General features: G+C 41.8%; 19 protein-coding genes and 1 other RNA gene. 9 read left to right on the top strand and 11 right to left on the bottom strand.

The features are described 5' to 3' along the window. From CWB80_RS05450 to fabB, 4 genes are all read right to left on the bottom strand, one after another. The coding region (locus tag CWB80_RS05450) for a FimV/HubP family polar landmark protein (RefSeq protein WP_283235110.1) at positions 1-1,673 on the bottom strand (1,673 nt) is incomplete at its 3' end. A gap of 321 nt (positions 1,674-1,994) precedes the next feature. Beyond that, on the bottom strand, positions 1,995-3,011 hold the full coding sequence (locus CWB80_RS05455) for an aspartate-semialdehyde dehydrogenase (RefSeq protein WP_054551679.1): 1,017 nt from the start codon (positions 3,009-3,011) through the stop codon (positions 1,995-1,997). A 32-nt stretch (positions 3,012-3,043) separates the two neighbouring features. Next, positions 3,044-4,165: a 4-phosphoerythronate dehydrogenase gene (locus tag CWB80_RS05460; RefSeq protein WP_138601610.1), complete on the bottom strand. Its 1,122-nt coding sequence runs from the start codon at positions 4,163-4,165 to the stop codon at positions 3,044-3,046. A gap of 145 nt (positions 4,166-4,310) precedes the next feature. Further along, a complete protein-coding gene (gene fabB, locus CWB80_RS05465; RefSeq protein WP_054551681.1) occupies positions 4,311-5,525 on the bottom strand; it encodes a beta-ketoacyl-ACP synthase I in 1,215 nt (404 codons plus the stop codon). A gap of 179 nt (positions 5,526-5,704) precedes the next feature. Between fabB and mnmC the strand changes: the two genes are divergently transcribed. Further along, entirely contained in the window at positions 5,705-7,753 is a 2,049-nt protein-coding gene (gene mnmC / locus CWB80_RS05470) for a bifunctional tRNA (5-methylaminomethyl-2-thiouridine)(34)-methyltransferase MnmC2/FAD-dependent 5-carboxymethylaminomethyl-2-thiouridine(34) oxidoreductase MnmC1 (protein ID WP_138601608.1), read from the top strand. A gap of 22 nt (positions 7,754-7,775) precedes the next feature. On the opposite strand, the gene CWB80_RS05475 is transcribed toward mnmC, so the two are convergent. Then, positions 7,776-9,233, bottom strand: coding sequence for an OmpA family protein (locus CWB80_RS05475; RefSeq protein WP_138601606.1), 1,458 nt, complete (start codon positions 9,231-9,233; stop codon positions 7,776-7,778). Positions 9,234-9,375: 142 nt separating this feature from the next. Between CWB80_RS05475 and CWB80_RS05480 the strand changes: the two genes are divergently transcribed. The 3 genes from CWB80_RS05480 (at position 9,376) to CWB80_RS05490 (ending at position 12,583) form a co-directional block, all read left to right on the top strand. Further along, complete coding sequence (locus CWB80_RS05480) at positions 9,376-10,011, top strand: SDR family oxidoreductase (RefSeq protein ID WP_138601604.1); 636 nt, start codon at positions 9,376-9,378, stop codon at positions 10,009-10,011. 249 nt (positions 10,012-10,260) lie between these two features. Further along, on the top strand, positions 10,261-11,097 hold the full coding sequence (locus CWB80_RS05485; RefSeq protein WP_138601602.1) for a substrate-binding periplasmic protein: 837 nt from the start codon (positions 10,261-10,263) through the stop codon (positions 11,095-11,097). 7 nt (positions 11,098-11,104) lie between these two features. Beyond that, positions 11,105-12,583 carry a methyl-accepting chemotaxis protein gene (locus tag CWB80_RS05490; RefSeq protein WP_138601600.1) on the top strand — a complete coding sequence of 493 codons (1,479 nt, stop codon included), beginning with the start codon at positions 11,105-11,107 and terminating at the stop codon, positions 12,581-12,583. Here the strand turns inward: CWB80_RS05490 and CWB80_RS05495 are convergent. Next, the gene (locus CWB80_RS05495; RefSeq protein WP_055020932.1) at positions 12,573-13,346 is read right to left on the bottom strand and encodes a sulfite exporter TauE/SafE family protein; all 774 of its coding nucleotides are present in this window, start codon (positions 13,344-13,346) and stop codon (positions 12,573-12,575) included. The two genes, CWB80_RS05490 and CWB80_RS05495, sit on opposite strands and share 11 nt — an antisense overlap. Positions 13,347-13,551: 205 nt before the next feature. Here CWB80_RS05495 and CWB80_RS05500 point away from each other — a divergent pair, with 205 nt between their 5' ends. Next, positions 13,552-14,268, top strand: coding sequence for an enoyl-CoA hydratase/isomerase family protein (locus tag CWB80_RS05500; protein ID WP_138601598.1), 717 nt, complete (start codon positions 13,552-13,554; stop codon positions 14,266-14,268). An 87-nt stretch (positions 14,269-14,355) separates the two neighbouring features. Here CWB80_RS05500 and ssrA read toward each other — a convergent pair. After that, positions 14,356-14,714, bottom strand: a transfer-messenger RNA (tmRNA) gene (ssrA, locus tag CWB80_RS05505). A gap of 277 nt (positions 14,715-14,991) precedes the next feature. On the opposite strand from ssrA, the gene CWB80_RS05510 reads away from it, so the two are divergent. Then, positions 14,992-16,617, top strand: coding sequence for a FapA family protein (locus CWB80_RS05510; protein WP_138601596.1), 1,626 nt, complete (start codon positions 14,992-14,994; stop codon positions 16,615-16,617). Here the strand turns inward: CWB80_RS05510 and rnt are convergent. After that, positions 16,601-17,281, bottom strand: coding sequence for a ribonuclease T (gene rnt, locus CWB80_RS05515; protein ID WP_138601594.1), 681 nt, complete (start codon positions 17,279-17,281; stop codon positions 16,601-16,603). The two genes, CWB80_RS05510 and rnt, sit on opposite strands and share 17 nt — an antisense overlap. A gap of 216 nt (positions 17,282-17,497) precedes the next feature. On the opposite strand from rnt, the gene CWB80_RS05520 reads away from it, so the two are divergent. Further along, positions 17,498-18,376: a flagellar protein MotY gene (locus tag CWB80_RS05520; RefSeq protein WP_054561850.1), complete on the top strand. Its 879-nt coding sequence runs from the start codon at positions 17,498-17,500 to the stop codon at positions 18,374-18,376. Positions 18,377-18,397: 21 nt separating this feature from the next. Here CWB80_RS05520 and CWB80_RS05525 read toward each other — a convergent pair whose 3' ends face one another. Further along, a complete protein-coding gene (locus tag CWB80_RS05525; RefSeq protein WP_138601592.1) occupies positions 18,398-19,303 on the bottom strand; it encodes a DMT family transporter in 906 nt (301 codons plus the stop codon). Positions 19,304-19,708: 405 nt separating this feature from the next. On the opposite strand from CWB80_RS05525, the gene CWB80_RS05530 reads away from it, so the two are divergent. Then, positions 19,709-20,911, top strand: coding sequence for an aromatic amino acid transport family protein (locus CWB80_RS05530; protein WP_082389182.1), 1,203 nt, complete (start codon positions 19,709-19,711; stop codon positions 20,909-20,911). Between the two features lie 221 nt (positions 20,912-21,132). On the opposite strand, the gene ggt is transcribed toward CWB80_RS05530, so the two are convergent. Together ggt and CWB80_RS05540 are read right to left on the bottom strand one after the other, a co-directional pair. Next, positions 21,133-22,791 (bottom strand): gamma-glutamyltransferase, encoded by a 1,659-nt coding sequence (gene ggt, locus CWB80_RS05535; RefSeq protein WP_138601590.1) that lies wholly within the window; start codon positions 22,789-22,791, stop codon positions 21,133-21,135. 76 nt (positions 22,792-22,867) lie between these two features. Beyond that, positions 22,868-23,413, bottom strand: a complete 546-nt coding sequence (locus CWB80_RS05540; protein ID WP_138601588.1) for a GNAT family N-acetyltransferase — start codon at positions 23,411-23,413, stop codon at positions 22,868-22,870. A gap of 49 nt (positions 23,414-23,462) precedes the next feature. Here CWB80_RS05540 and CWB80_RS05545 point away from each other — a divergent pair, with 49 nt between their 5' ends. After that, positions 23,463-23,831: a hypothetical protein gene (locus CWB80_RS05545; protein ID WP_138601586.1), complete on the top strand. Its 369-nt coding sequence runs from the start codon at positions 23,463-23,465 to the stop codon at positions 23,829-23,831. Positions 23,832-23,849 lie beyond the last annotated feature (18 nt).

Raw genomic sequence — 23,849 nt, forward strand, 5'->3', positions numbered from 1 at the left:
AACTCGGCTACTAAGTTAAAATCTTCTAGCGCTTCATCAAGATCATCGGTTTCTATTGCATCGTTAGCTTCAGCTGCTGGCTCTTCTGTTTGCGCTTCATCAATTAAGCTGTCGATATCGAAATCATCTTCATCGATGAGTTCTGCTTCTACGTTAGTTGTTGAGGCATCATTATTTTCATCGAGTAAGTCATCAATATCGTCTAGGTTTACGTCTTGATTAGAATCCGTGTTGTTTTGCTCATCAATTAAGCTATCAATGTCAAAATCATCTTCAGCGTCATCTTCTGCGAGCTCTTCACTAAGCGCTGCCATTTCATCATTAGCGTTATCTAACGAGTCACCTTCATCAGTATCAAATAGGTCATCAATGTCATCTGCACTTAAAATATCACCCGATGAATCTGCTGGAGACTGTTCACTATCTAAGTCTATTTCATCACCTAAACTGTCGTCATCGGTTTGATCGAAATCTTGCTGTAAAAATGCATCTAAATCATTATCGTCAGCGCTATTAGATGAATCATCGCTAAACTCAATATCATCACTTAAAAGCCCTTCTAGCTCATCTTGATTTAAAACACTGTCATCTTCATCGAAACTATCATCAATGCTGTCGTCAAAAATGATGTCATCATCTGGCAGCATGTCTTGGTCTAAGTCGTCATCTAAACGCACACTCAAGTCATCATTGTCTTCGACTGGATCAGGAACTAGTGGATCAGTTTCTATAATTGGTTCTAAATCATCATCAGCATTATAACTTGGGCTTTGAGGTAAAAATTCATCGTCATCGCTGGCATCTGTATCATCATTAGCGCTGTTGCGTTTTTTCAAAAACATCACAACGGCAGCAATGATCAGTAATGCCGGAATAAACATTAATGCACCGAGAACAAATGGGTTGCTCAGTAAACTCGAAAAACTAAACCCACTGTCCTCTTCAATCTTTTTTGCTCTTTGCTGCTCTATGATTTCATTTTGTTTAGTGATCAGTTCTTTCAGCTGCTTTTGAATTTCACTGTCTTGACCAAGCTGATCGCGAACGGTTTCAAGCTCTTTAGAAATACCACTCAGTTGTTTTTTGAGTTTGTTGTTCTCAGCTAAGATTTCTTCAACATTTTCAACCGACGATTTAAACTGCTTTTGAAGCTCAACTAGCTGCGTACCCTGCTCTGTTTTAATGGTGTTGATTTCTTGCTTAAGCTCTTGCTTTGCTTCGTCTACATCAACTTTACGGGCTTGGGTTACTTTCTTTTGCGATTCATTAATTTCAGCAGTAGTCAGGGTGCCGTTTTTCTTTTTCTCCCATAGCTCATCATCTTGTTCAGAACGTGCTTTTGCTAACGTTGGATTGACCGCGCGCATTTCAGCAATGGTTGGGATTTTTAGGTATGCGCCATCGCGCATATGGTTAAGGTTTTGGTCTAAAAATGACGATGGGTTTTTGTCATACAGAGCTTGCATGACCTGATAAATACTTACAGAGTTGTCAGGGCGAATTTTAGCGGCAATGCGCCACAGTGTATCGGTCGGCTTGATCGGACCAATTGAGCGCCCCTGCGCACCATAATCGACACCTTTAGGGCCTTTAAGTGTGGTGCCTTCATCAGAGTATGTCGGTGTTACCACCAATGCAGACGCTAATATGAAGAGTGTTGCTAAACCGCGCATGCTGATCCTTTATGTTTTAAATGTTAACGCAGCAACCCTGGTTGCTTAAACATCAAGTAATTCTTGCAGAATTGATTCTTAATTATGTTTTCTTGCAAGCTCTATTCCAGCTGCAAACTATAACTTAGTTGCCTTGCAATATCTATTGCAACACCTTGATAGTAAATAGCTTAAATATTAGCGGCTGAGAGACTTTTTTATTGTTATCGTTAAGTTTATACGCTTTTACAACGTATGCGGCAATAATTTGGCAGTGAATTCACAAAAAAAGCGGCAAATTGCCGCTTTCTGTCAAATTTAGCTCAGCCTAAATCATCAGATTTATAAATAATTTGCGATAAGCTCTTCAGCAATCTGCACACTATTTGTTGCCGCACCTTTGCGCGTATTATCACTTACAACCCACATATTTAAACCATGTGGATGCGAAATATCAGCACGTAAACGCCCTACGTATACTGTATCGTTACCACTTGCATCAGACACAGCTGTTGGGTAATCCGCTAAATCTTCAATAAACTCAACACCTGGTGCATCGTTTAATAGCTGCTTCACATGTTCGATATCTACTGGCATACGCGTTTCAATATTGATCGCTTCACTGTGACCAAAGAACACGGGAACACGAACACAGGTCGGGTTAACCACAACACTGTTATCACCTAAGATCTTTTGTGTTTCGTTAACCATTTTCATTTCTTCGCGGGTATAACCGTTATCTTCAAAACTGTCTATTTGTGGGATCACGTTAAAAGCAATTTGTTTAGGGAAAACGGCATTATCCATCGGACGCGCATTCATTAAGTTTGCTGTTTGCTTGGCTAGTTCATCAACGGCTTCTTTACCCGCCCCCGATACAGCTTGATAAGTTGATACGTTAATGCGGTCAATGCCATAAGCATCATAAATTGGTTTTAACGCCACCAGCATTTGAATCGTTGAGCAGTTAGGGTTTGCAATGATGTTGCGATTTCTGAAATCCGCTAAGCTTGATGCATTCACTTCAGGAATAATGAGTGGCACATCGTAGTCATTACGAAAGTGTGAGGTATTATCAATTACCACACAGCCTGCGTCCGCCGCAATCGGTGCATATTTTTCAGAGACACTGCCGCCTGCTGAAAATAAACCAATGTGAGCTTGGCTAAAATCAAACTCTTCAACATCGATTACTTCAATACTCTCACCGCGAAATTGAATTTCTTCACCAGCACTACGGCTGCTTGCGAGTAAAAATAATTGGTCTACCGGAAACTTACGATCTTCTAAAGTTTCGATAATCTGACGACCCACTAAACCTGTGGCACCTAATACGGCTACATTAAATTTTTGCGACATGTGTTTTCCTCTTTTGAATAAAGCAAATGGCTTTATTCGTTAATTCTAAATCCCAGTGCAGCTAATGCGCCTTCACATGCACTGTTGGCAGCCACCGACAAAGTACTAAACTCGCGTCGTGGCGGGTAATTCTTACGTAAACTATCAAAGCCTTCGCTTGCTAATTTACTTCGTAAAATGCCATCGTCGCGACGCACATCATAAATTAAGTGCACTAAGCGACCTATATCGTCTAGGTTAAAGGTTTCACCAAGCGTGACAGAATGGCTAATTGGCTCTGGTAAAAAATCGTCCAGAGACTTAAGCGCTGCGATGCCTTCAAGCTCACATACTTGCTGATATAGCATTTGTGTACCGCGGGCTTTGCCTTCAAGTGTATGCCCTGCAATATGCACGCTGGCATAACGTACATAATCAAGCAGAGGTGTCAGTATATTGGGTTCGTTTTCCCAAACATCAAGCACACAATCTAATTTTGCGCCTTGCTCAAACAATGCTAGCAATGCTTGGTTATCAATCACATCACCACGACTTGCATTGATAATCGTCATGCCCGGCTTAAGTGCTTTTAAGCGTGTTTCGTCTAGCATGTGCAAGGTTTTATGTGGCCCTTGTTTAACCAATGGCACGTGAAAAGTCACAATATCAGCTTGGGCTAGTAATGTGTCTAACTCAATATGCTCTGCAAGCTCACCGGCTTCATGTTTTGGTGGATCACATAACAATACATTCATGCCTAGCAAGCTTAACTTATCACGTAAACAGCTACCTATACTGCCAACACCTACTATGCCGATGGTTTTGCCTTGTAACGAGCTGACATTTTCTTGGCTCAAGGCATACAAGCAGCTAATAACATATTCAGCAACCGCCACAGCATTACAACCTGGTGCGCTGCTAAATGCGATATTTCGCTCAGCAAGTAACTCGGTATCAATGTGATCAACACCTATGGTTGCTGTGCCCACAAATTTTAATTTATCTGCTTGAGTGAGTAAGGCTTTATCTACATTAGTAACTGAACGGGTTAACAAAATATCGACCCCGACTAGCTGCTCGGGTTGAAGATTACGGCCATCAAATCGCTCAACATTACCAAAATCGGCAAAGTACTGCTCAACCAATGGCATATTTTGATCTGCAAGAATTTTCATTTGTGTGTCCGAGAGGCAGAAAGTGGCGCTATTGTAGCGAATTTATCAGTATTCGGATAGGTAACAACTAAGACGATTTTGGGGTTATTTATAACAAATGAAAAAGCCGAGCTATTGCTCGGCTTTAAGCAAATACTGGAGAGGTTTAACCTTTATATTTGCTCATTACTAATGTGGCGTTAGTGCCACCGAAACCGAAGCTGTTAGACATAACTGTATTTAGTTCAACGTCTTTACGCTCAGTTACAATGTTTAGACCTGCAGCTTGCTCATCTAGTTCATCAATGTTGATAGATGGAGCAACAAAGTTATGCTCAAGCATTAATAGCGAGAAGATTGCTTCGTGAACGCCTGCTGCACCTAAAGCGTGACCTGTCATCGCTTTGGTTGCACTGATCATTGGCGAGTTACCACCAAATACTTCTTGAATAGCACCAAGCTCTTTCACATCACCAACAGGCGTAGAAGTACCGTGAGTATTTAAGTAATCAATACCGCCTTCAAGACCTTGCATTGCTTGCTTCATACAACGTACAGCGCCTTCACCTGATGGAGCTACCATGTCGTAGCCGTCAGACGTTGCACCGTAACCTGTGATTTCTGCATAAATGTGCGCGCCACGAGCAAGTGCATGCTCAAGTTCTTCAACAACAACGATACCGCCACCGCCAGAGATAACGAAACCGTCACGGTTTGCATCGTATGTACGTGATGCTTTCTCTGGTGTTTCATTGTATTTAGTAGACAATGCACCCATTGCATCGAATTCCATTGCTAGCGTCCAGTGAAGCTCTTCACCACCACCTGCGAAGATGACGTCTTGCTTACCTAATTGAATTTGCTCAACCGCATGACCGATACAGTGTGCAGATGTCGCACATGCAGAGCTTAGTGAGTAGTTAACACCTTTAATTTTGAATGGTGTTGCAAGACACGCCGAAGTCGTGCTTGCCATAGTGCGTGGTACCATGTAAGGACCAACACGTTTTACGCCTTTTTCACGTAAAATGTCAGCTGCTTCAACTTGCCACTTAGATGAACCACCACCTGAACCCACTAATAAACCAGTGCGCTCGTTTGAAACTTGATCTTCACTAAGGCCAGCATCTGCAATCGCTTGTGACATAGAGATATATGCGTATGCCGCTGCATCGCCCATAAAGCGCATTGCTTTACGATCAACAAACTCTTTAACATCAATATCGATTTTGCCAGATACGTTACTACGTAGGTTGTAGTCAGCAAACTCTTGGTTGAACGCGATACCACTACGGCCTTGTTTTAATGATTCTAATACTTCTTCTTTGTTGTTACCGATGCTTGAAACAACACCGATGCCCGTAATAACGGCTCTTCTCATGGGTAATTACCTTAGCTCTATACTAAATTGTGTTCTATTTTACGCTGAAATTACTTTCGAAGTGGTCAGCTTTCTAGCGTACACATGTACTCTGAATGTCTAGCTTATAAATAACGCCAGACTATTTCAAAGAAAACACGTAAAATAATGAAAAAAGTTTGTAGTTAATTAGTTAAACCATGATCAAAAACGCACATATTCATTTTAATCACCTTGGTACCCCTGTCGCCGATCAGTTTGACGATGTTTATTTCTCTAATGACGATGGCTTAGCCGAATCACATTATGTGTTTTATCAACAAAACCATATCCCGCAACGATTACAAAATCATGACCGTAACCACTTTGCAATTGCTGAAACAGGCTTTGGTACGGGGCTTAACTTTTTAAATACATGGCAGCACTTTGCTGCTCACCTTGATAGGCAGCATGCAGAGCAAGAAGTTCAAAATCAACCCGACCATAGTGGTAAAAAAAGTGTTACCCGCTTGCAATTTATCTCTTTTGAAAAATTTCCTATTAAGCGTGATGACCTTGCTCAAGCACTCAAAGCTTGGCCTAGTTTAAGCAAGTATAGTGAGCAACTAATTGCTCAATACCCAATTAATTTAGCCGGCTGTCATCGCCTTGAATTTGCAGGCGGAAAACTAATACTCGACCTTTACTTTGGTGACGTGCAAGACAGCATTGACGCCATGAGCTACCCAAGCGAAGGAATTGTTGATGCTTGGTATTTAGATGGCTTTGCACCAAGTAAAAACCCAGATATGTGGCAACAGAGTTTGTTCAACAAGATGCGTGCTATCTCAAGATCAAATGCCACACTCGCCACTTTCACTGCCGCAGGCTTTGTCAGAAGAGGACTCATCGAAGCTGGCTTTAGCATGAGTAAAGCAAAAGGCTATGGTAAAAAACGCGAAATGCTAATTGGCGAGCTCACTGAGCCTAATGAGCAACAGTCAGGGCCAGCGTATTTCGCACATCAGCAAAGTGAACTGAGTAATGTGGCTGTTATTGGCGGCGGTATTGCCAGTAGCAGTGTACTGTATTCACTGGCAAAAAGAGGCCTAAAAGCCACGCTTTTTTGCCAAGATGAAGCACTTGCCATGGGCGCATCTCACAATGTACAAGGGGCTGTTTATCCGCATTTGCAAGCGAAGAACTCACCGCACAGTGAAATGTTTGCTCATAGTTTTTTATATGCGATGCGTCTTTACCAACAATTACTTAATGATGGTTTTGACTACCCTCATCAGTGGTGTGGTGTATTACAGCACGCGGTTAAACAAGGTCTAGCAGATAAACATCAAAACCTTGCCGATAAAGAACTTTGGCCAGCTGAATTAATGCGTAATGTAAGCGCTGAAGAAGGCGACGAAATTGCCGGTGTAGAAACGGGCTACTCAGGCGTATTCTTTGCAAAAGGCGGCTGGGTAAATCCACCAGCCCTGGTTACAGCACTCTTTAATGCGGCAAATTCGTTAACTGCCACTACCAATAATAAAATGGACAGTCACTTTAATTGCCATATTGAAAAACTCGAAAAAACCGCTGACGGCTGGTTACTACACAGCAAAGAGCAAACATTCGGGCCATTTAGCGATGTGATTAATTGTGCAGGTGAACACAGTGACCAGTTTAGCCAAACTCAAGCTCTACCTGTTGTTGGTGTGCGCGGCCAAGTCTCGCATGTGCAAGCAAGCGAGCAGTCAAAGCGCTTAAAGACCGTGCTTTGCCATAAGGGCTATTTTACTCCTGAATATCAGGGCCATCATTGCATGGGCGCGACCTTTGAAAAAAACTCAAAAAGCCGTGAAGTTAAAGAGCAAGACAACCACATCAATCGCGAACAACTGTTAAGTTTTTACACAGACAGCGAGTTTGCAACGACCTTAGGTGAGATAACAGCCGCGAAAGCAGCTGTAAGGTGTACCTTCATTGACCATTTACCTATGGCTGGTGAATGGGCTGAACAAAGTGATTATGTAAGCGCGTTTGCTAATCTTCGCTTGGGCAAGCGTTATCAGTACCAAACGTTAACAAAACCTCAGCAAGGCTTGCATGTACTCACAGGCTTTGGTGCAAGAGGCCTGTGCAGTGCCCCCCTTTGTGCTGAACATTTAATTGCTTGTTTAAATAATGAACCAAGACCATTTAGCGAACGCGTGAGTCAAGCTATTCACCCCGCCCGCTTTATTGTTCGTGACCTAATTCGTAATAAAATTTAAGGGGCTAAAAAGCCCCTTTTGATTAATTACTTAATCGCTCAACTAGCTCTACGCGCCGGTTTAGCTGACGACCCAAATCGTTTTTATTATTGGCAGCTGGCGCATAAGGGCCTACACCATAACCAATTAAGCGCGACTCTTTAATGCCATATTGACTCACGAGCGCTTTAACAACCGCTTTTGCTCGTTTAGATGACAACCCTAAATTATATTCTGGGCTTCCTTTATCATCAGTATGACCAACAACGTACAAGTTTAAGCTGTTATTTTTATTTAAAACATCCGCAATCACTTTTAATGACTCGGCTGACTCAGGTTTAATGTCTGATTTATCATGGTCAAAGTAAATGCCATAAATGGCTGCTTTACCTTTTTGCTCTAGTTGCTTTAACACCTGATCCGGATTGGTTTTAACTAAATCGCCTTGTAAAGGCTCTGTTCGAATTATAACAAGTTGCACTCGCGTAGTGCCTTGGTAATTGCCAACAAAGAATGCGACATAGGTTGTTTGATTTTCTGTGGTGCTTTTCATTAACTGATAACGCGGCTGACGATAATAGTTATAAACTTGTTTTACCGACAAGTGATCACCAAGTGCTTGTATTGCCTTACGGTCGTCACCACATGCTTGACGTTCGCAACTAAAAACCGTTTCAAAGCCTTCTTTTGTTAAGGCAGACACATAGTTATGAAAAACCTTAAGGGTTGATACTTTTCTAATTTCATAAGTAATACGAGTAATATCACCAGTCACATCTTCGGCAGGTAGCGCTTTGTTTTTACCGTTGAATATTCCTGTTGGTAGTGAAAATTCTTCGTAATCAATTTGCTCGTAGTCTTCAATGAAACTACCAGGATAGCGGCTAAGTAATGGATGATCGCTTGATCCTCTAATATCGTCTTTAGGTGCTTTAGTAACTGGATTTGATTGCTGTTTTGCAAAAGCAGCTGTATTGGCTTTTATCAGACCTGTTTCAAGCTCTTTAATCGCAATTGAGCTACTCATAACACGCGTTTTACTGTTGTACTGGCCAACAAATAACGACACTGCAAACTCAGGCTTTTCACCTTTAGTGGCAAGCAGATAATATGGCTTACGATGATAATTATAGAGCTGAAAGTAACCGACTTCCTCTGCAAAATCACTGCTGTCACCGCAAGCATCTAGCTGACAAGAATAAACAATATTAAAGCCATCTGTGAGTAGAGCGTGTTTATAGTTTTCAAATACTTTGAGAGTGGCAACATTGTTTATTTCGTACAAAGTGTGGTTAACATCGCCAATAAAGTCTGTGTAACTAAATCGCTCTGCTGACTTTTTACTGCCATCAAACTGGCTCATTAATTTTGTCTGTTCGCCACTGAGTTTAACCGATTTTTCAACATCACTATTTGGGTAAGGCGATAGCCATTGATTAGCAGATACCGCATTGCAAAATGCTAATGTTATCACCACCAAAAGATTAAAATATATTTTCACTTTAAGTCCTTTTAATTGAGTTTGTACCTAATTCAACACTATGCCAAATAATACTTTTTTATTCAAAGTTTGCTTGTACCCCTTTAAAAATAAATCCACACCCCAAGGTCTTTAGTTACACAGCAATTAGAAGGAGTTTGATATGAAGACCTTAATCATTGGCGCAACGGGCCAAATAGGTAAAATGACCACCGAAAAAATGCTGGCAAGTGGCCATGACGTAGTGGCTCTGGTTAGAGACAAAAGCAAACTGACTGCGCTTGAAAGTAATAATTTAACGATTGTAGAGCAAGACCTCGAAAACGATTTTAGTCGTGCCTTCGAGGGTGTTGAACAAGTAATTTTTAGTGCTGGATCTGGTGGTGCAACAGGTGCAGATAAAACCTTACTGATAGATTTATGGGCCGCAGTTAAAGCGATTAATTATGCGGTAGATGCCAAGGTTAAGCACTTTATTATGGTGAGCTCAATCGGTGCTGATGCCCCAGACAACATTGAAAGCAGTATAAAACCGTATTTAGTTGCAAAGCACATGGCTGACCAACATTTAATCAATAGCGAATTAAATTACAGTATAGTCAGACCCGGCACGCTATTAGATGATGCAGCAACGGGGCGATTAACCACCACGCGCCCTGCAACGCGCCAAGATGCGGTTATCAACCGTGAAGATGTAGCAAATACCCTGCTATACCTTGCTGAACATACACCGAAAAAACCACAAGTGTTTGAATTGTTTAATGGTGATAAGTCAATCTATGACTTACTGGATGCCTAATTTAAACTATAAACTTTAGCTGGATAAAGTTAACTTTATCCAGCTCCCTCCTTAAATACCCACCCAAAAAATTAATTTTTTGTAAGTCGCAATGAATAAAAACTTTATATTTCAATGCTCTAATTATTTTTATTTTAAATTAGCTTACAAATAAGCATTGCTGTGCCCTATTTAATGATAAAGCAGTAATGACATTAAACGCCACATGGAATTAATATATTATTTACAAAAATACAACAATGGTGTCCAATGCATTACACCCTCATTATTCTATGTCTGGCCTTTGCTTCTGTAAGTTATTCCCAAGAAGTTAAGATACAAAGTAATAGTAGTAACACTTCTTTACCCTATAAATTGTTAACCCAAGCAATTGAGCGAGCGGGTTTAAGCTACTCGCATCCATATAATAACTTTAAAGATATTACCGATGCTCGAATGTTAAACGACTTACAAAATAAGCAGCTTGACGTTATCTGGAGCATGACTTCAAGACAATTAGAGGAAAATTACCAAGCCGTTTATATTCCTTTGTTTCGTGGCTTACTTGGCATGCGAGTAGCATTAGTGAAAGCACAAAATCGCGAGCTGTTTAGCTCGGTAACTAGCTTGCAAGATTTAAAGCGCTACACCGCAGGGCAAGGTAAAACCTGGCCAGATACGAAAATATTAAAAGCGAACCAACTGCCCGTTGTTACCACATTAAAATACCCTAACTTATTCCCAATGCTTGAGGGTGAGCGCTTTGATTATTTCCCACGTGGTGTAAATGAACCTTGGGATGAAATTGCCAATCATTCGGAGCTTGACCTCATTGTTGAACCGCACTTGATCATAAAGTACACCGCACCTCTTTACTTTTTCGTCAATAAAAACAACCTTACACTACACCAACAACTAAGCGATGCCCTTAACGAGATGATCGATGATGGCACTTTTAACGCGATGTTTTTGGCAGACAGCCAAGTACAAACTGTTTTATCAAAAGCCAACTTGAGCTCGCGTCGCGTCATTGAGCTTGAAAACCCAACGTTATCGTCGAACACACCAAATAAAAATAGCCCTTTGTGGTTTAACCCATTTCAATGAGCGCATAATGAAATCACTAAAATATAAAATGACCTTGGCACTGTCTTTGTGCCTTTTCTTAAGCGTGATCTTCGTGATCAGCGCAAACTATCTGCTCGCAAAGTCGAGTCAAACACAACAATGGCAAGACGACATCACAGCCCTTAATGAGCAACTGCAGGTTATTTTAGCTGAGCCGGTATTCTCTTATGATGAGCCGTTAATCAATCAGATTATTAAAGCCTTTTCGCAAAACAAACATATACATAGCATTTCAGTGACAGACCATCGTAATAAGCTTCTTGCCTCAATCATCAAACAAAGTAACAGCGCATCGGTTAGCAAAACTATTGATTTGCACTATTTAGATAATTTAATTGGCCACATTAAAATTGGTTATTCACAACAAGCGCTGCATAGCACCATTGCTAATTCGACACGCACTATGTTTATTACCCTGCTGGTCTCATTTATCACCCTAGGTACCGTGATTATTTATATCGTGCGGCTTTTAGTGATAAAACCAATCGATAGCGTAAACAGCCTTGTTGATGAAATTGTCAAAGGTGAAGGCGACCTTACAAAACGTATTAGCTATCAATCTAATGATGAAATTGGTTACTTGGTTAATGGCTTCAACCGATTTATAGCGCAAGTACAAGAAATAATTACAGAGTTAGGCAGCACTGCCAGCGAACTTGAAATGATTGCCAGCACAGTAAACGAAGCATCTGTTCGCTCAAAAAATGAGGCCGAACTTGGATACAACCGCACTGATTCAGCAACCAATGCGCTTAGTCAGTTAAGTGAAGCAACCAAAGAAATTGCTCAAGGAGCCAACCAAACCGCGCAGCAAACAACCGATGTACATCGCTTATGCCAACAAGGCGAACAAAACATGAATGCCAATGGCAATATTGTTGATGAGTTAACTGCACAACTAGACCACACTTCAAATGTAGTTAAACAATTAAACGCCAGCAGCAATGAAATTAGCCAAGTGCTCGATGTTATAAAAAGCATTGCCGAGCAAACCAATTTGCTGGCTCTAAATGCTGCTATTGAAGCGGCTCGTGCTGGTGAATCTGGTCGAGGCTTTACCGTGGTCGCCGATGAAGTAAGAGCGCTTGCTAGTAAAACCTATGATTCAACATCTGAGATTGAGTCGATTATTGTATCGCTACACAATAATACCTCTGATTGTGTAACCGCAACGGAGCAAAGTAAGTCACTGAGTGATAAAGTAAGCCAAGCGAATCAAAAAAGCCAAGCGGTGTTTAAAGATATTGCTAAACAAATCAATACCATTAATCAAATGAACGAGAGCGTGGCGGCAAGTTCTGAAGAGCAAACCAGTGTCACCGCTGATATCTTAAATACTATGCAGCTTATTAACCAAGGCGCTAAGAGTCTATCGCAAGAAGCTCAGCACCTTGATAACACCATAGGCCAGCTCAATGAATTAGAACGCGGCATCGTTGCTAAATTGGGTTTGTTTAAATACTAAAAGCCATGATCCCCTGCCACGCAAGTTGCAGGGAAAGCACCGTTAACACTAAACGAAAAATCTTTTTAAATTTATCTGACGAAATGCGGTGCAATAACTTAAGGCCAAGCCAAGTGCCTAAAGCACCGCTCAATATCATGAGCATAACCAGCGGCAACCACTGCCAAAATGCAAACCCCACAGCCCCATATAAAATCGCTTTTAAGGTATGTTGTACTGTCATGCAGCTTGAAAAAGTGGCGGTAAATTTAAGCTTATTATAATTATTGACATATAAGCAGCTGCCAACCAATGGCCCACTTGCCCCTACAAACATCGAAATAAACGTGGTCCAAAGCCCTGCGAGAACACGCCATAACTTTGAAGTTTCTCTGAGTTTTGGCGTCACACCCCACAGTAAATAAAGCACAAAGGCAGCGACCACTATTTTCATTAATTCAAGGGGAATTGATGTGACAATCGTTGAGGCAACCAGCGCTCCTATGACTCCCCCTAAAGAGAAGTACACAAACATAGCACCATCAATATGTTTAAACGTGAACAAAAAGCGGTTTGCATTAGAGCCTAACTGCACTAACCCATGAACAGGAATAACCACACTCATAGGAAGCATGGATGCCATGATCACTAGCAGCATTAAGCCGCCACCCGCACCAAAAGCTGCTGAAATCATTGAAGTAAAGCCCGCAACCACAATGAGCATTATAGTGCTGATCGGACTTAATAAATCTCCACCCAAAAACTGCCAACTGATCAAATCCATTGTTACGCTTTAAATAGTGTGTTTGAGCTAACGCTATCATGACTCACCACTATTAGCGATATATTGGAAAATAGTTTCGACTAAAAGACCATATCAACCAAAAGAGAAGTGCCCCTAAATTCACAACTGGTCAGACTTGTTGTTTATTTTGTTAAACCTATGGGTTATAACTATGCCCACAACACAATAAAATTGAAGGCACAGCATGACACTGATGAATGTAAGTACACAAGGATCTGTTGCTATCTTAACTATGACAACAGCTGAAAATCGCCATAATCCTGCTTTTGCAGAGGCTTTTTTAACTTGCCTTGACGATATCGAACGTAATCCTGAACACAAAGCACTCGTGATCACTTCAAGCAGCGAAAAATCATGGAGTTTGGGCATAGATACCGATTGGCTAATGCCGGCATTAAAAACACAAAAATTTGCAGAAGTAAGTGGCTTTATGCACTCGATGGATGCGATATTTAAACGCCTATTACTCTTCCCAATGCCAGTAATTGCAGCAATTAATGGTCACGCGTTTGGTAATGGCGCCATTTTATCGTGTGCTTGCGATTTTAGGTTTATGCAAAGCGACCGTGGTTTCTTCTGCTTTCCAGAAGTTGACTTATCAATCCCGTTTTTACCGGGCATGCTCGCCTTTATTAAAAAAGCCATTCCAGACTATCGTTTTAACGAGATGATGCTAACTGGCCGCCGCGTTACCGCAGGCGAACTTGCCACGGATCATGTTATTGAACAAGCTTGCCCAGACAACGAAGCTTTATTTAATACCGCCCTCGAATTTGCCAGCCAGTTCGATAAAAAACGCGCGATTTTCGCCGAGCACAAAAAGCGCCTACACAAACACATCATCGACACCATTGATATAGAAAACAAACCGATTATTGATGCTGTTCAGTTGGTTGTTTGATTCTAGACTCTGGACTTCTTTAGAGGAGCTTTAGAAAAAAGTTTTAGCAATAAAAAAGGCCGCTCTGAGAGCAGCCTTTTTCATATTTGGTGGAGCTGGGGGGATTTGAACCCCCGTCCGAAAAGCCTCGACCTTTGGTACTACATGCTTAGTATCGTCTTTTAGTTAACCTTATACAGCTCGGACGAACACGATCTGCAAAGGCGAGGCCGCTTAATTTTAGCCCTTCAACCCCGGCCAGGGTTTCCGTAGCGAGTCCGTGTAGGGTGACACTTCAGAACCGGGTCCACAGACATACACCGGAGAAGTGCTAGCGGGCTATTATGCCGCTAGAGCGTAGTTATCGTCGTTTGCGATTACTTTAAATTGCGGCTTTTTTACGAGGCCAACCGCACCTCGACATGCACCTCGGGCGTCTTGAATTCCGTCGAATCCTAATCAGCCCCTGAATTTGGTATCTCATTCAGAGTGTTCGTGCAGTATAACTGAGTAGCCTGTTCAGACTCAAGGCATTAATCGGGAAATTTTTGCTAAGTGCCTTTGACTGCTGAAATTTCAAGCAGGAAAAGTCAGTTTTATACATATTTTCACATTTTAATCATACAAATCCTTAACATAGTACAAAAGTTGTGCTGAAATAGGAAACGTTGTTACCCTTCTCCAAAAATAACCTGTAACAACACATAACTATAATAACAGGCAGTTTTTTACAGGGCTTTTCAGATGTCGATGTTTTCATTCGATGAACAAAGTGGCTATGTCTCTTTGTGTGAGCATCCTAGGGATGCGGGTTTTCCTACTACGAGTTCTCAATTAATTGAATTACTTGAGCAGTCGCCTTATGCCAACTACGAATATATTGATGCCAATATAGGTAAGCTGTTCATCCCTAGCAGCCAATATCAAAGCCAATCGTTAGTGGTTGCTAAAGCCGTTGATGCTCAGCTTGAAGTAAAAGTCGATGCTAAAAACATGGTGGTTGAAGCAAGCCTAACAACAGCCCGTGGCGGTAAAATTGTTAGCATGGATATGGCGCAAGAGGTGCTTGCAGAGGCGGGAGTGATTAAAGGCATTAGTTTACGTGCCCTTGATACTTTTTTAGGCCAACAATTTAAGCAACCACCCGGCGCCCATTACAGCGCAATTGTTGCCCATGGCAGAATGCCTAAAGAAGGCACTGATGCTAAATTCGTGCGCTTATGCTCAACAGCACAAGACCGCGTTCTTAGCCCGCAAGCGACCTCAGGCGGTAAAGTCGACATGCGTAATTTAGGTGCCATTATTACCGTTAAACCCGGCACGCCATTAATGCAACGAGTGCCTGCAACACCTGGTGAAGATGGCTTTACGGTGTTTGGTGATGTGATGCCAGCTAAGTCCGGTAAAGACTTACCTCTTGAGCCATTTGAAGGAACGCGTATCGATCCAAACAATAGCAATATGTTAATTGCCGATGCTAAAGGCGTGCCTGTTGCCCTACCCCGCGGTATGCGCGTGGACGATGTATTGTGCTTTCATCATGTTGATGTAAGTACGGGCCATGTCGAATTTGATGGCAGTGTCATTATCAGTGGTGATGTAAAAGATGGAATGCGCGTCAAAGCAACGGGTGATATCACTGTATTAGGCTTTGTTGAATCAGCCACAATTGAAAGTAAAAGTGAAGTCACCGTGATGCTTGGGGCTGTTGGCAGAAAGCGTGAAAACGTTGAAAACTTTACCTGTAACATCACGGCTTCGCGCACTATCTCTGTTGGTTATGCTCAGTACTGCCATATAAAAACAGACCAAGATTTATTCATTGAACGCCAGGCTTTGCATTGTGATTTAAGCGCTCGTCGCCTTATTCGCGTTGGCAAAGCCAATAATCCGCGAGGCAAAATTATTGGTGGCAATATTTTAGATGCGATGCGAATCGAAACCGGTGAGCTTGGTGCGCCGTCAGGCACTAAAACACGGGTTTTCATTGCTCAGTACTGGCATGATTTACGCCAAAAGCAGCAGCAAATTAATGACTTTGAAAAACTATTAATGACGAAAGCAGCAGCTTTACAGCAAGCACGCAAAAAGGCCAATAAAATACCCGACCCAGCTCAACGTGCGCATTATATTAAAAAGATCACTGCCAGCGAACAGCAAATTAAAATTAAAACAGCCAGCACGAAGAAAAAGAAACACTTAGTGAAAATTAAGATTGCGCGCTTATTAGCAACAAGCCGCTTAAAAGTGAATGAATTAATGCATCCTGGGGTGGAGCTTAAGATAGCGCAAGAGAGTAAACAGTTTTCACGTATTTACCCTCCTAACATGGTACGATTTTTTGAAGGCAAAATTACTCAGTCGTTTTAACGGCTGAGTCTTGCTCCTCTTCTGTCGCTTCAGTTTCAGGCAATGGCCAACCGCCGAGTTGTTGCCAGCGATTAACGATTAAACAAAACAGTTCTGCTGTGCGCTCAGTATCATATAATGCTGAGTGAGCTTGTTTATTATCAAACTCAATCCCTGCCGCCCTACACGCTTTAGCTAATACTGTTTGCCCTAGTGCAAGGCCTGCCAATGATGTGGTATCAAAGCTAACAAATGGATGAAATGGCGTGCGCTTAATTTTACAACGCTCAATGGCGGCATTTAAAAAGCCGTGATCAAACGCTGCATTGTGTGCTACTACCACTGAACGCTGACAACCCGCTGCTTTTTGTGCCTTGCGCACGACTTTACAAATTTCTTTAATCGCTTCTTCTTCAGGCACCGCACCACGCAGCGCAGAAAAAGGATCAATACCATTAAACTCAATGGCCGCTTGTTCAATATTCGCGCCTTCAAATGGCTCAACATGAAAATGCACAGTATGATCAATACTTAACACGCCGTCGTCATCCATTTTCAGTACAGATGCAGCAATTTCTAATAACGCATCGGTCTCTTTATTAAAACCTGCGGTTTCAACATCAATCACAACAGGAAAAAAGCCACGAAAGCGTTTTGCGAAAAGAGTTTGTTCAGTATTTTCCATAGTCTTCTTGGTTTGCCAGTGTAAGCTGGCTATTATGTCAAAAACCACGGCTACTCTGCTAGAGTAAATAGTGTGAAATCGCAGATTCTTACTGAGTTTTTAGGCACATTACTTGCTTTATATTAATCAGCTAGCCCTGTGTTTAGTATGCTGAAGCAATTAAACACAAAAATTGCCAATTATTTGGCATTGATGATTTGTTGGAGAATTACCGTGATGAAGCTTTCATTACTTCCTTTAAGCCTAGGCCTATTAACCTCAGTTGCAAGTATAAATGCGCATGCAGCCATGCGTGAGTATACCGCTAATGCTGATATGTCGAACTGGCAAATGGTTAAAACATCTCGTTTAGAATGCCAATTAAATCATGAAGTTCCTTACTATGGTGAAGCAATTTTCAGCACCACTGCCAGTAAAAATAAAGACGTAAACTTTAACCTTGATATGGTCGTACGCCCAGACAACTACAGTATTGCTGGTCTAAAAGCCGTACCACCTAGTTGGCGTGCAGGTATGCCTGCTCGCGACTTAGCAAACATGAAGCTATTACGTAAGTTTGACGGCGAGCTTGGTAACAAAACTGCTTGGGAAATGCTCACCGAACTAGAAAAAGGTTACCAACCGACATTTTATTACCAAGACTGGCAAAACAGTGCCGATAAAATTGCCGTTGGTTTATCGAGTGTCAACTTTAAGCAAGCCTATTGGGCGTTTTTACAGTGCCGAGATGCAATGCTGCCATACAGCTTTGAAGATATTTCGTTCACAGTGATGAACTATGAGCCTAATACCAGCAAACTGACTAAATCATCACAAAAACGCTTAGATAAAATTGGCGAATACTTAAAGTACGACACCAACATCGAATCTATTTCAATATCTTCTTACACCGACAGCTACGGTGGTCGCTGGAACAACCTCGAATTATCAAAAAAACGCGCTAAAGCGATTAAGGATTACATTGTTAGCTTAGGGGTCGATGAAAGCAAAGTAGATACCGATGGTTACGGTGAAAAGCGCCATGTTGCTAGCAACGACAACATTTTAGACCGAAACAAAAACCGTCGTTTAGTCATTCAAATTGCAAAAATGTAGCCGCCGAAGCGGCTACTAGCTTTAACTCATTTCTACCGACTTCACACGTTTAAAGCGCTTTAGCCACTTATCGCCAAACTGAAAAAATGCGAGGCTAATCATAATGATGGTCGCGCCAACAATCAGAGCTTGGTCAATGGGCTCATCATTAAGCAAACCACCAATCGCAATTGCAAAACTTGGTGTGATCAAGGTTGTTAATGCGACCGTGCTTGCGTTCAACTTCTGCAATACATGAAAATACGCCAGCGCACCAATTAGTGAGCCAAACACGCCTAAGTAAACAATTGAGTACAGTGATTTTGCACTCCACATCTGGCTATTAAGTTGGCCATCTACCAGCAACCAAGTAATAAAAAACAGCGGGGTTACAAAAACCAACGCGCCAAATGTGGTAGCCATTGGATGAATAGCAATTCTTACCCGTTTGATCATCACACCGCTCAAACTAAAAAAGCACACTGCCATAAATACATATAACAGGCCACTAAGCTGCTCTACTCCCCCTTGAATATGGCGTTGGCTTACTAAAAATAAACCAATTAAGGCACAGCCAAGTGCGCCAAGCTTAATGGTGCTGAACTTAGGTTCGCTCAAAATCTTTTGCGCAAGTAAGCCCGATAAAATTGGTGCAAGGCCAAACATTAATGATATTAACCCAGATGGCACTGTTTTAGCGGCCATGTAACTTAATAACATACCGCCAAAAATACCTATGCTTGAATAGCCATAAAGGAATAAAGCACGGCGATGCCAGGGCACTCGGATATTGGCAACAGCAACGACAAACGAAGCCAACACCAGCCCCACCAGCATGCGTAAAAACACAGCCAGGGTTGGTGCTACCGTTTCACTACTCCAAACAATACCCAGTGGTGTTGTTGACCAAATCACCACCATTAAAAAATATGAGGCTTTAACAGGCACTAGCTTATTCCTTTAAAAAGGCGAAAAAGCGGAAGAAAATTTAAAAGGGAAATAACCAACCGCTTAGAACGCGGTTAGTAAAACTTACTTAATTAACCGCAGCAAATAACAGACCATACGACTGATGAGGTCAGGCGCATACAATTGTTTGTTGGTCGTTGGTTTAGCTGCATCATGGTATTTAATAAAGTAAGTTGAAGAAGCTAAAGAATCTGCCTAAATGGTGATTTTGTCAATACGAATACTCATGCTATTTGGCAAAAAGTTTTTTGCTGATTTCAACAGCCTGTTTGCACATGTAAATCATAGGTTACATTTAATTTCTTTGATTTATAACAAAACTATTTAAGTTTTGTTAAACAAGTTATATCTTGCTTGCCTCTCACGAAGTTTAAGGGGCAAAAAGTGCTTAAAAATAAAACAATAGGTAGCATGTTAATTGTTGCTGGCACCACCATAGGTGCAGGGATGCTGGCATTGCCTATCGCCTCCGCAGGGCTTGGTTTCACAACAGCGTTATCACTTATCTTACTTACATGGGTTTTAATGACCTACACAGCATTACTGATGCTAGAGCTACATCAATATGCCGACAGAGATGCAACCCTCAATACGTTAGCTAAGTCATGGTTAGGTAAACGTGGGCAATGGGTCGCTAACTTTTCAGTGATGTTTTTGTTTTACGCATTATGCGCTGCGTATATCGCAGGTGGTGGTGCGCAATTACAAGAAAAGCTCAACAATGGTTTATCGCTTTCTTTAGCGCCGCAAGTTGGCTCAGTTATTCTGGCTGTTGTGATTGGTACTGTGGTGACACTCGGTACCAGCAAAGTCGATAAGCTTAACCGCGTACTGTTCACTATTAAAGTATGCGTACTAGCCAGCTTATTTTATATGCTGACACCTTATGTTCATGGCCAACACTTACTTGAAATGCCAATTGAACAAGGTCTGATTTTATCTGCAATCCCAGTGGTGTTTACCTCGTTTGGTTTTCATGGCTCTATTCCATCGATTGTGAAATACGTGGGTTTAGATATCAAAACACTTCGTAAAGTAATGGTGGCAGGTGCAGCATTGCCTTTAGTAATTTACATTTTTTGGCAATTACTTAGCCAAGGTATGATGAGTCAAAGTGATTTACTACAAAGCCAAGGGTTACCCGGTTTTGTAAGCAGTGTTGCTAGCATTGCTCACAGCCCACACGTTGCCACTGCTGTGAACATTTTTGCTGATTTAGCATTAGCCACGTCTTTCTTAGGGGTGAGTTTAGGCTTGTTCGACTTTTTTGCTGATGCATTTAAAAAAGGTGATGGTAGTAAAGATCGTATCAAAACAGCCTTGATCACCTTTATTCCACCGCTAGGCTTTGCGCTATTCTATCCACAAGGGTTTATTATGGCACTTGGCTACGCCGCCATTGCGCTGGTTATTTTAGCGGTGTTTTTACCGGTTGCTATGGTCTATAAGCAACGAAGCAGCAAACCTGATGCGGGTTACCAAGTTAAAGGCGGTAACATTGGTTTAGCACTGGCCGCCCTGTTTGGTGTGCTTATTATTAGTGCTCAAGGTTTACAAATGGCAGGGCTTATTCCAGCGATTGGTTAAAAGCCCATCAAAAAAAGCACCCTCGGGTGCTTTTTTTGTACCTGTGTTTAAGGTGTAATGCCAATTCGCTTAATTAAATAGTCTATTTTGAGGCAAGAAAACCTTGTTGATAACAAGGCAAAAATTTCGTTATTTAGTTGTTCTAAATGAGAAATTTTTAACGCAGGTAGCGACAGGTTTAATCCCTCAAAATGATTAAGTATTATTGCGGATTGGTATAATTAAAACACCATCGCCTTACCTCGGCCAGATGCTTCAGAAGCTGCATCTAATTTACCGTCTTTATTGATGATCACATGCATATCACCAAAATGGCGTTCATCAAGTGTATAACCCATCTTCTCAAGCGCTTTAACAACCTTTGGTTCAAGACCTGTGTGGTATCTAATCACATTTTTAGGCCATAACTGGTGATGGAAGCGTGGGCTGTCTACCACTTGCTCTGCAGTCATATCAAATTCAACCGCATTTAAAATAGACTCATACACAGAGCTAATAATCGTGGTACCACCCGGAGAGCCAGTTACCATTTTAACTTTATTATCCTGAAGTAGAATGGTCGGTGTCATTGAGCTCAACATGCGTTTATGAGGTTGGATTTCGTTAGCTTTGCCACCAATTGCCCCAAATACATTCATCACACCTGGCTTGGCACTAAAGTCATCCATTTCATCATTCAAAATGAACCCTGCGCCTGATACAACCACACCGCTACCAAAGCTTAAGTTGATGGTCGTGGTATTCGCAACGGCATTGCCCCACTTATCTAGAATAGAAAAATGCGTTGTTTGCTCACTTTCGTGTAATCCCGGTTTGATGTTCTCAGTTGTCGAAATGGCATCTGGGCGAATTGTACTTGCACGATTACTAAGATAATCATCTGCAAGTAGAGCTGTTTTTGGCACCTCATAAAAATCTGGGTCACCTAAATATTCAGCTCTGTCGGCAAATACGCGTTTACCTACTTCAGCCAAAATATGAACATAGGTGGTCGAGTTGTGCTCAAGCGTTCCTTTTGGCTTTGCCAAGTCGTACATTTTTAGCCATTGTAAAATAGCAATACCGCCTGAACTTGGCGGTGGCGATGTGAGCACTTCGTAACCGCGCCAATTACCTTTAATCGGTGTACGCGATTTAGCTTGATAAGCTTTTAAGTCTTGCTCAGTAATAATGCCGCCGTGCTGCTTCATAAATGACGCTATGATCTTTGCTGTCTCACCTTCGTAGAAACCAGCTTTACCTTGATCACGAATTCGTTTCAGTGTGGCGGCAAGTTCCGGCTGCTTAAATACCTTATTTGCTTTGGCATCGGCAAAGTAATCAGCAAAGTTAATGTTCACCGACTTTTTGGCCATTCGCGCAATGTAACGCTCGATACTCGCAGCTAACTTAGGGTGCACAATAAAGCCCTGTTCAGCTAATTTAACTGCAGGTTCTAGCAGAGTCTTCCACTCTAAGCTGCCGTACTTTTGATGGGCAAGCCACATACCAGCAACACTGCCCGGAACACCACTTGCGTGAATACCATACACAGACATGTTATCAATAACATCGCCTTTATCATCAAGGTACATATCGCGATGAGCTGCAGCAGGGGCTGTTTCGCGGTAATCAATAAAATCACCTTTGCCATCTTTTTGGATCAGCATAAACCCGCCACCACCAATGTTACCGGCTTCAGGTAAAGTAACCGCTAATACAAACTGTGCCGCAATTGCCGCATCAACGGCGTTGCCGCCTTGCTCTAAAATAGCGCGCGCCGTATCACTGCTGTAACTATCTGGCATAGCGACGGCCGCTTGCTTTGCAAAGCTTGATGGGTGAAAGAATATCGCGGTAACGATAAATAGATGTGCCGCGTATTTGACTAAACTTGCCATGGTACTTCCTTTTTCTTGATGTTATTTTAACGATTTAGACATGTGAAACCCATAAGGTCAATTAGTTACGATTAACTTAGCTAAGCTGCTCTTTAGGACATGAATAAAGTACTGCAGGTAATTCACCTTGCTCATCTTGATGGGTATAGTTTTTTACAAACTTAAGGCCCAGCTTTTCCATCACCTTTATTGAGCCTAGGTTATCTTTAAGTGCTGTGGCACTGAGCGACTTTACTTCTTCTGGCTCGCTTACGGCTTTAGCAATGGCAAGTGCTGCCTCAGACGCATAGCCTTTGCCCCAGCTCATTCTTTTAAAGCGCCAGCCAATTTCTAAATCACTAAAATCAGGTTGTTCAAAAAAGCCCATGGGCCTGACTAATACCCAACCGATAAAGGTATTGCTCTCTATGATGTTTACTTGCCAAAGCCCCCAGCCTTTTTGCTCATTTCGATACGCATTCAAGCGCGGAATAAACACCTCTTTAATGCTCTGCATACTGGATACTTTGCCGCGAGTGAGATGTTTCATTACCTCAGGGTCGTTATCGAGCTCATAAAGTAGCTCGGCATCATTTTCATCCATTAACCGAAAACTTAATCGTGCTGTTCTAGCTATATTCATTTTTTATTGCTTATACTGCTTAATAGTTAATTAACCATTAGAGAAAAATATGAACAAATTAGCAAGCTTAGTTTTATTAGGCTGTATTGCCTTAACAGGTTGTGAAGATGCAGAGCAAGCCAAGAAAGATGCCAGCGAAGCAAAAGAGGAAGTAAAGCAAGCGCTAAATGATGCTTGGAGCGACGTAAAAGACGCCACCAATGAGTTTAACGACGACTCACTGCAAGAGTTACTCGAAGAAAGTAAAAAGATGGGCTTAAGCATGTATGATGACGGTAAAGAAATTGCCTTAGATGCATGGATTGAGAGTAAAGAAGCGGCTGGTGAGCTTTCTGAAAAAACCAAACAAAAAGCAAAAGAACTGGCTGAAGAATTAAGAGAAGCGCGCGAAAAACGCGAGCAAGAGAAAAATAATTAAAAAGAAAGGGCAAGTATT

This window comes from Pseudoalteromonas sp. S1650 (assembly GCF_005887195.1).
Lineage (GTDB): Bacteria > Pseudomonadota > Gammaproteobacteria > Enterobacterales > Alteromonadaceae > Pseudoalteromonas > Pseudoalteromonas simplex.

Excerpts from the sequence above, each read along its gene's own strand:
- CWB80_RS05455 (WP_054551679.1), bottom strand. The coding sequence starts at position 3,011 with ATGTCGCAAAAATTTAATGTAGCCGTATTAGGTGCCACAGGTTTAGTG.
- CWB80_RS05460 (WP_138601610.1), bottom strand. The coding sequence starts at position 4,165 with ATGAAAATTCTTGCAGATCAAAATATGCCATTGGTTGAGCAGTACTTT.
- fabB (WP_054551681.1), bottom strand. The coding sequence starts at position 5,525 with ATGAGAAGAGCCGTTATTACGGGCATCGGTGTTGTTTCAAGCATCGGT.
- mnmC (WP_138601608.1), top strand. The coding sequence starts at position 5,705 with ATGATCAAAAACGCACATATTCATTTTAATCACCTTGGTACCCCTGTC.
- CWB80_RS05480 (WP_138601604.1), top strand. The coding sequence starts at position 9,376 with ATGAAGACCTTAATCATTGGCGCAACGGGCCAAATAGGTAAAATGACC.
- CWB80_RS05485 (WP_138601602.1), top strand. The coding sequence starts at position 10,261 with ATGCATTACACCCTCATTATTCTATGTCTGGCCTTTGCTTCTGTAAGT.
- CWB80_RS05490 (WP_138601600.1), top strand. The coding sequence starts at position 11,105 with ATGAAATCACTAAAATATAAAATGACCTTGGCACTGTCTTTGTGCCTT.
- CWB80_RS05495 (WP_055020932.1), bottom strand. The coding sequence starts at position 13,346 with ATGGATTTGATCAGTTGGCAGTTTTTGGGTGGAGATTTATTAAGTCCG.
- CWB80_RS05500 (WP_138601598.1), top strand. The coding sequence starts at position 13,552 with ATGACACTGATGAATGTAAGTACACAAGGATCTGTTGCTATCTTAACT.
- CWB80_RS05510 (WP_138601596.1), top strand. The coding sequence starts at position 14,992 with ATGTCGATGTTTTCATTCGATGAACAAAGTGGCTATGTCTCTTTGTGT.
- rnt (WP_138601594.1), bottom strand. The coding sequence starts at position 17,281 with ATGGAAAATACTGAACAAACTCTTTTCGCAAAACGCTTTCGTGGCTTT.
- CWB80_RS05520 (WP_054561850.1), top strand. The coding sequence starts at position 17,498 with ATGAAGCTTTCATTACTTCCTTTAAGCCTAGGCCTATTAACCTCAGTT.
- ggt (WP_138601590.1), bottom strand. The coding sequence starts at position 22,791 with ATGGCAAGTTTAGTCAAATACGCGGCACATCTATTTATCGTTACCGCG.
- CWB80_RS05540 (WP_138601588.1), bottom strand. The coding sequence starts at position 23,413 with ATGAATATAGCTAGAACAGCACGATTAAGTTTTCGGTTAATGGATGAA.
- CWB80_RS05545 (WP_138601586.1), top strand. The coding sequence starts at position 23,463 with ATGAACAAATTAGCAAGCTTAGTTTTATTAGGCTGTATTGCCTTAACA.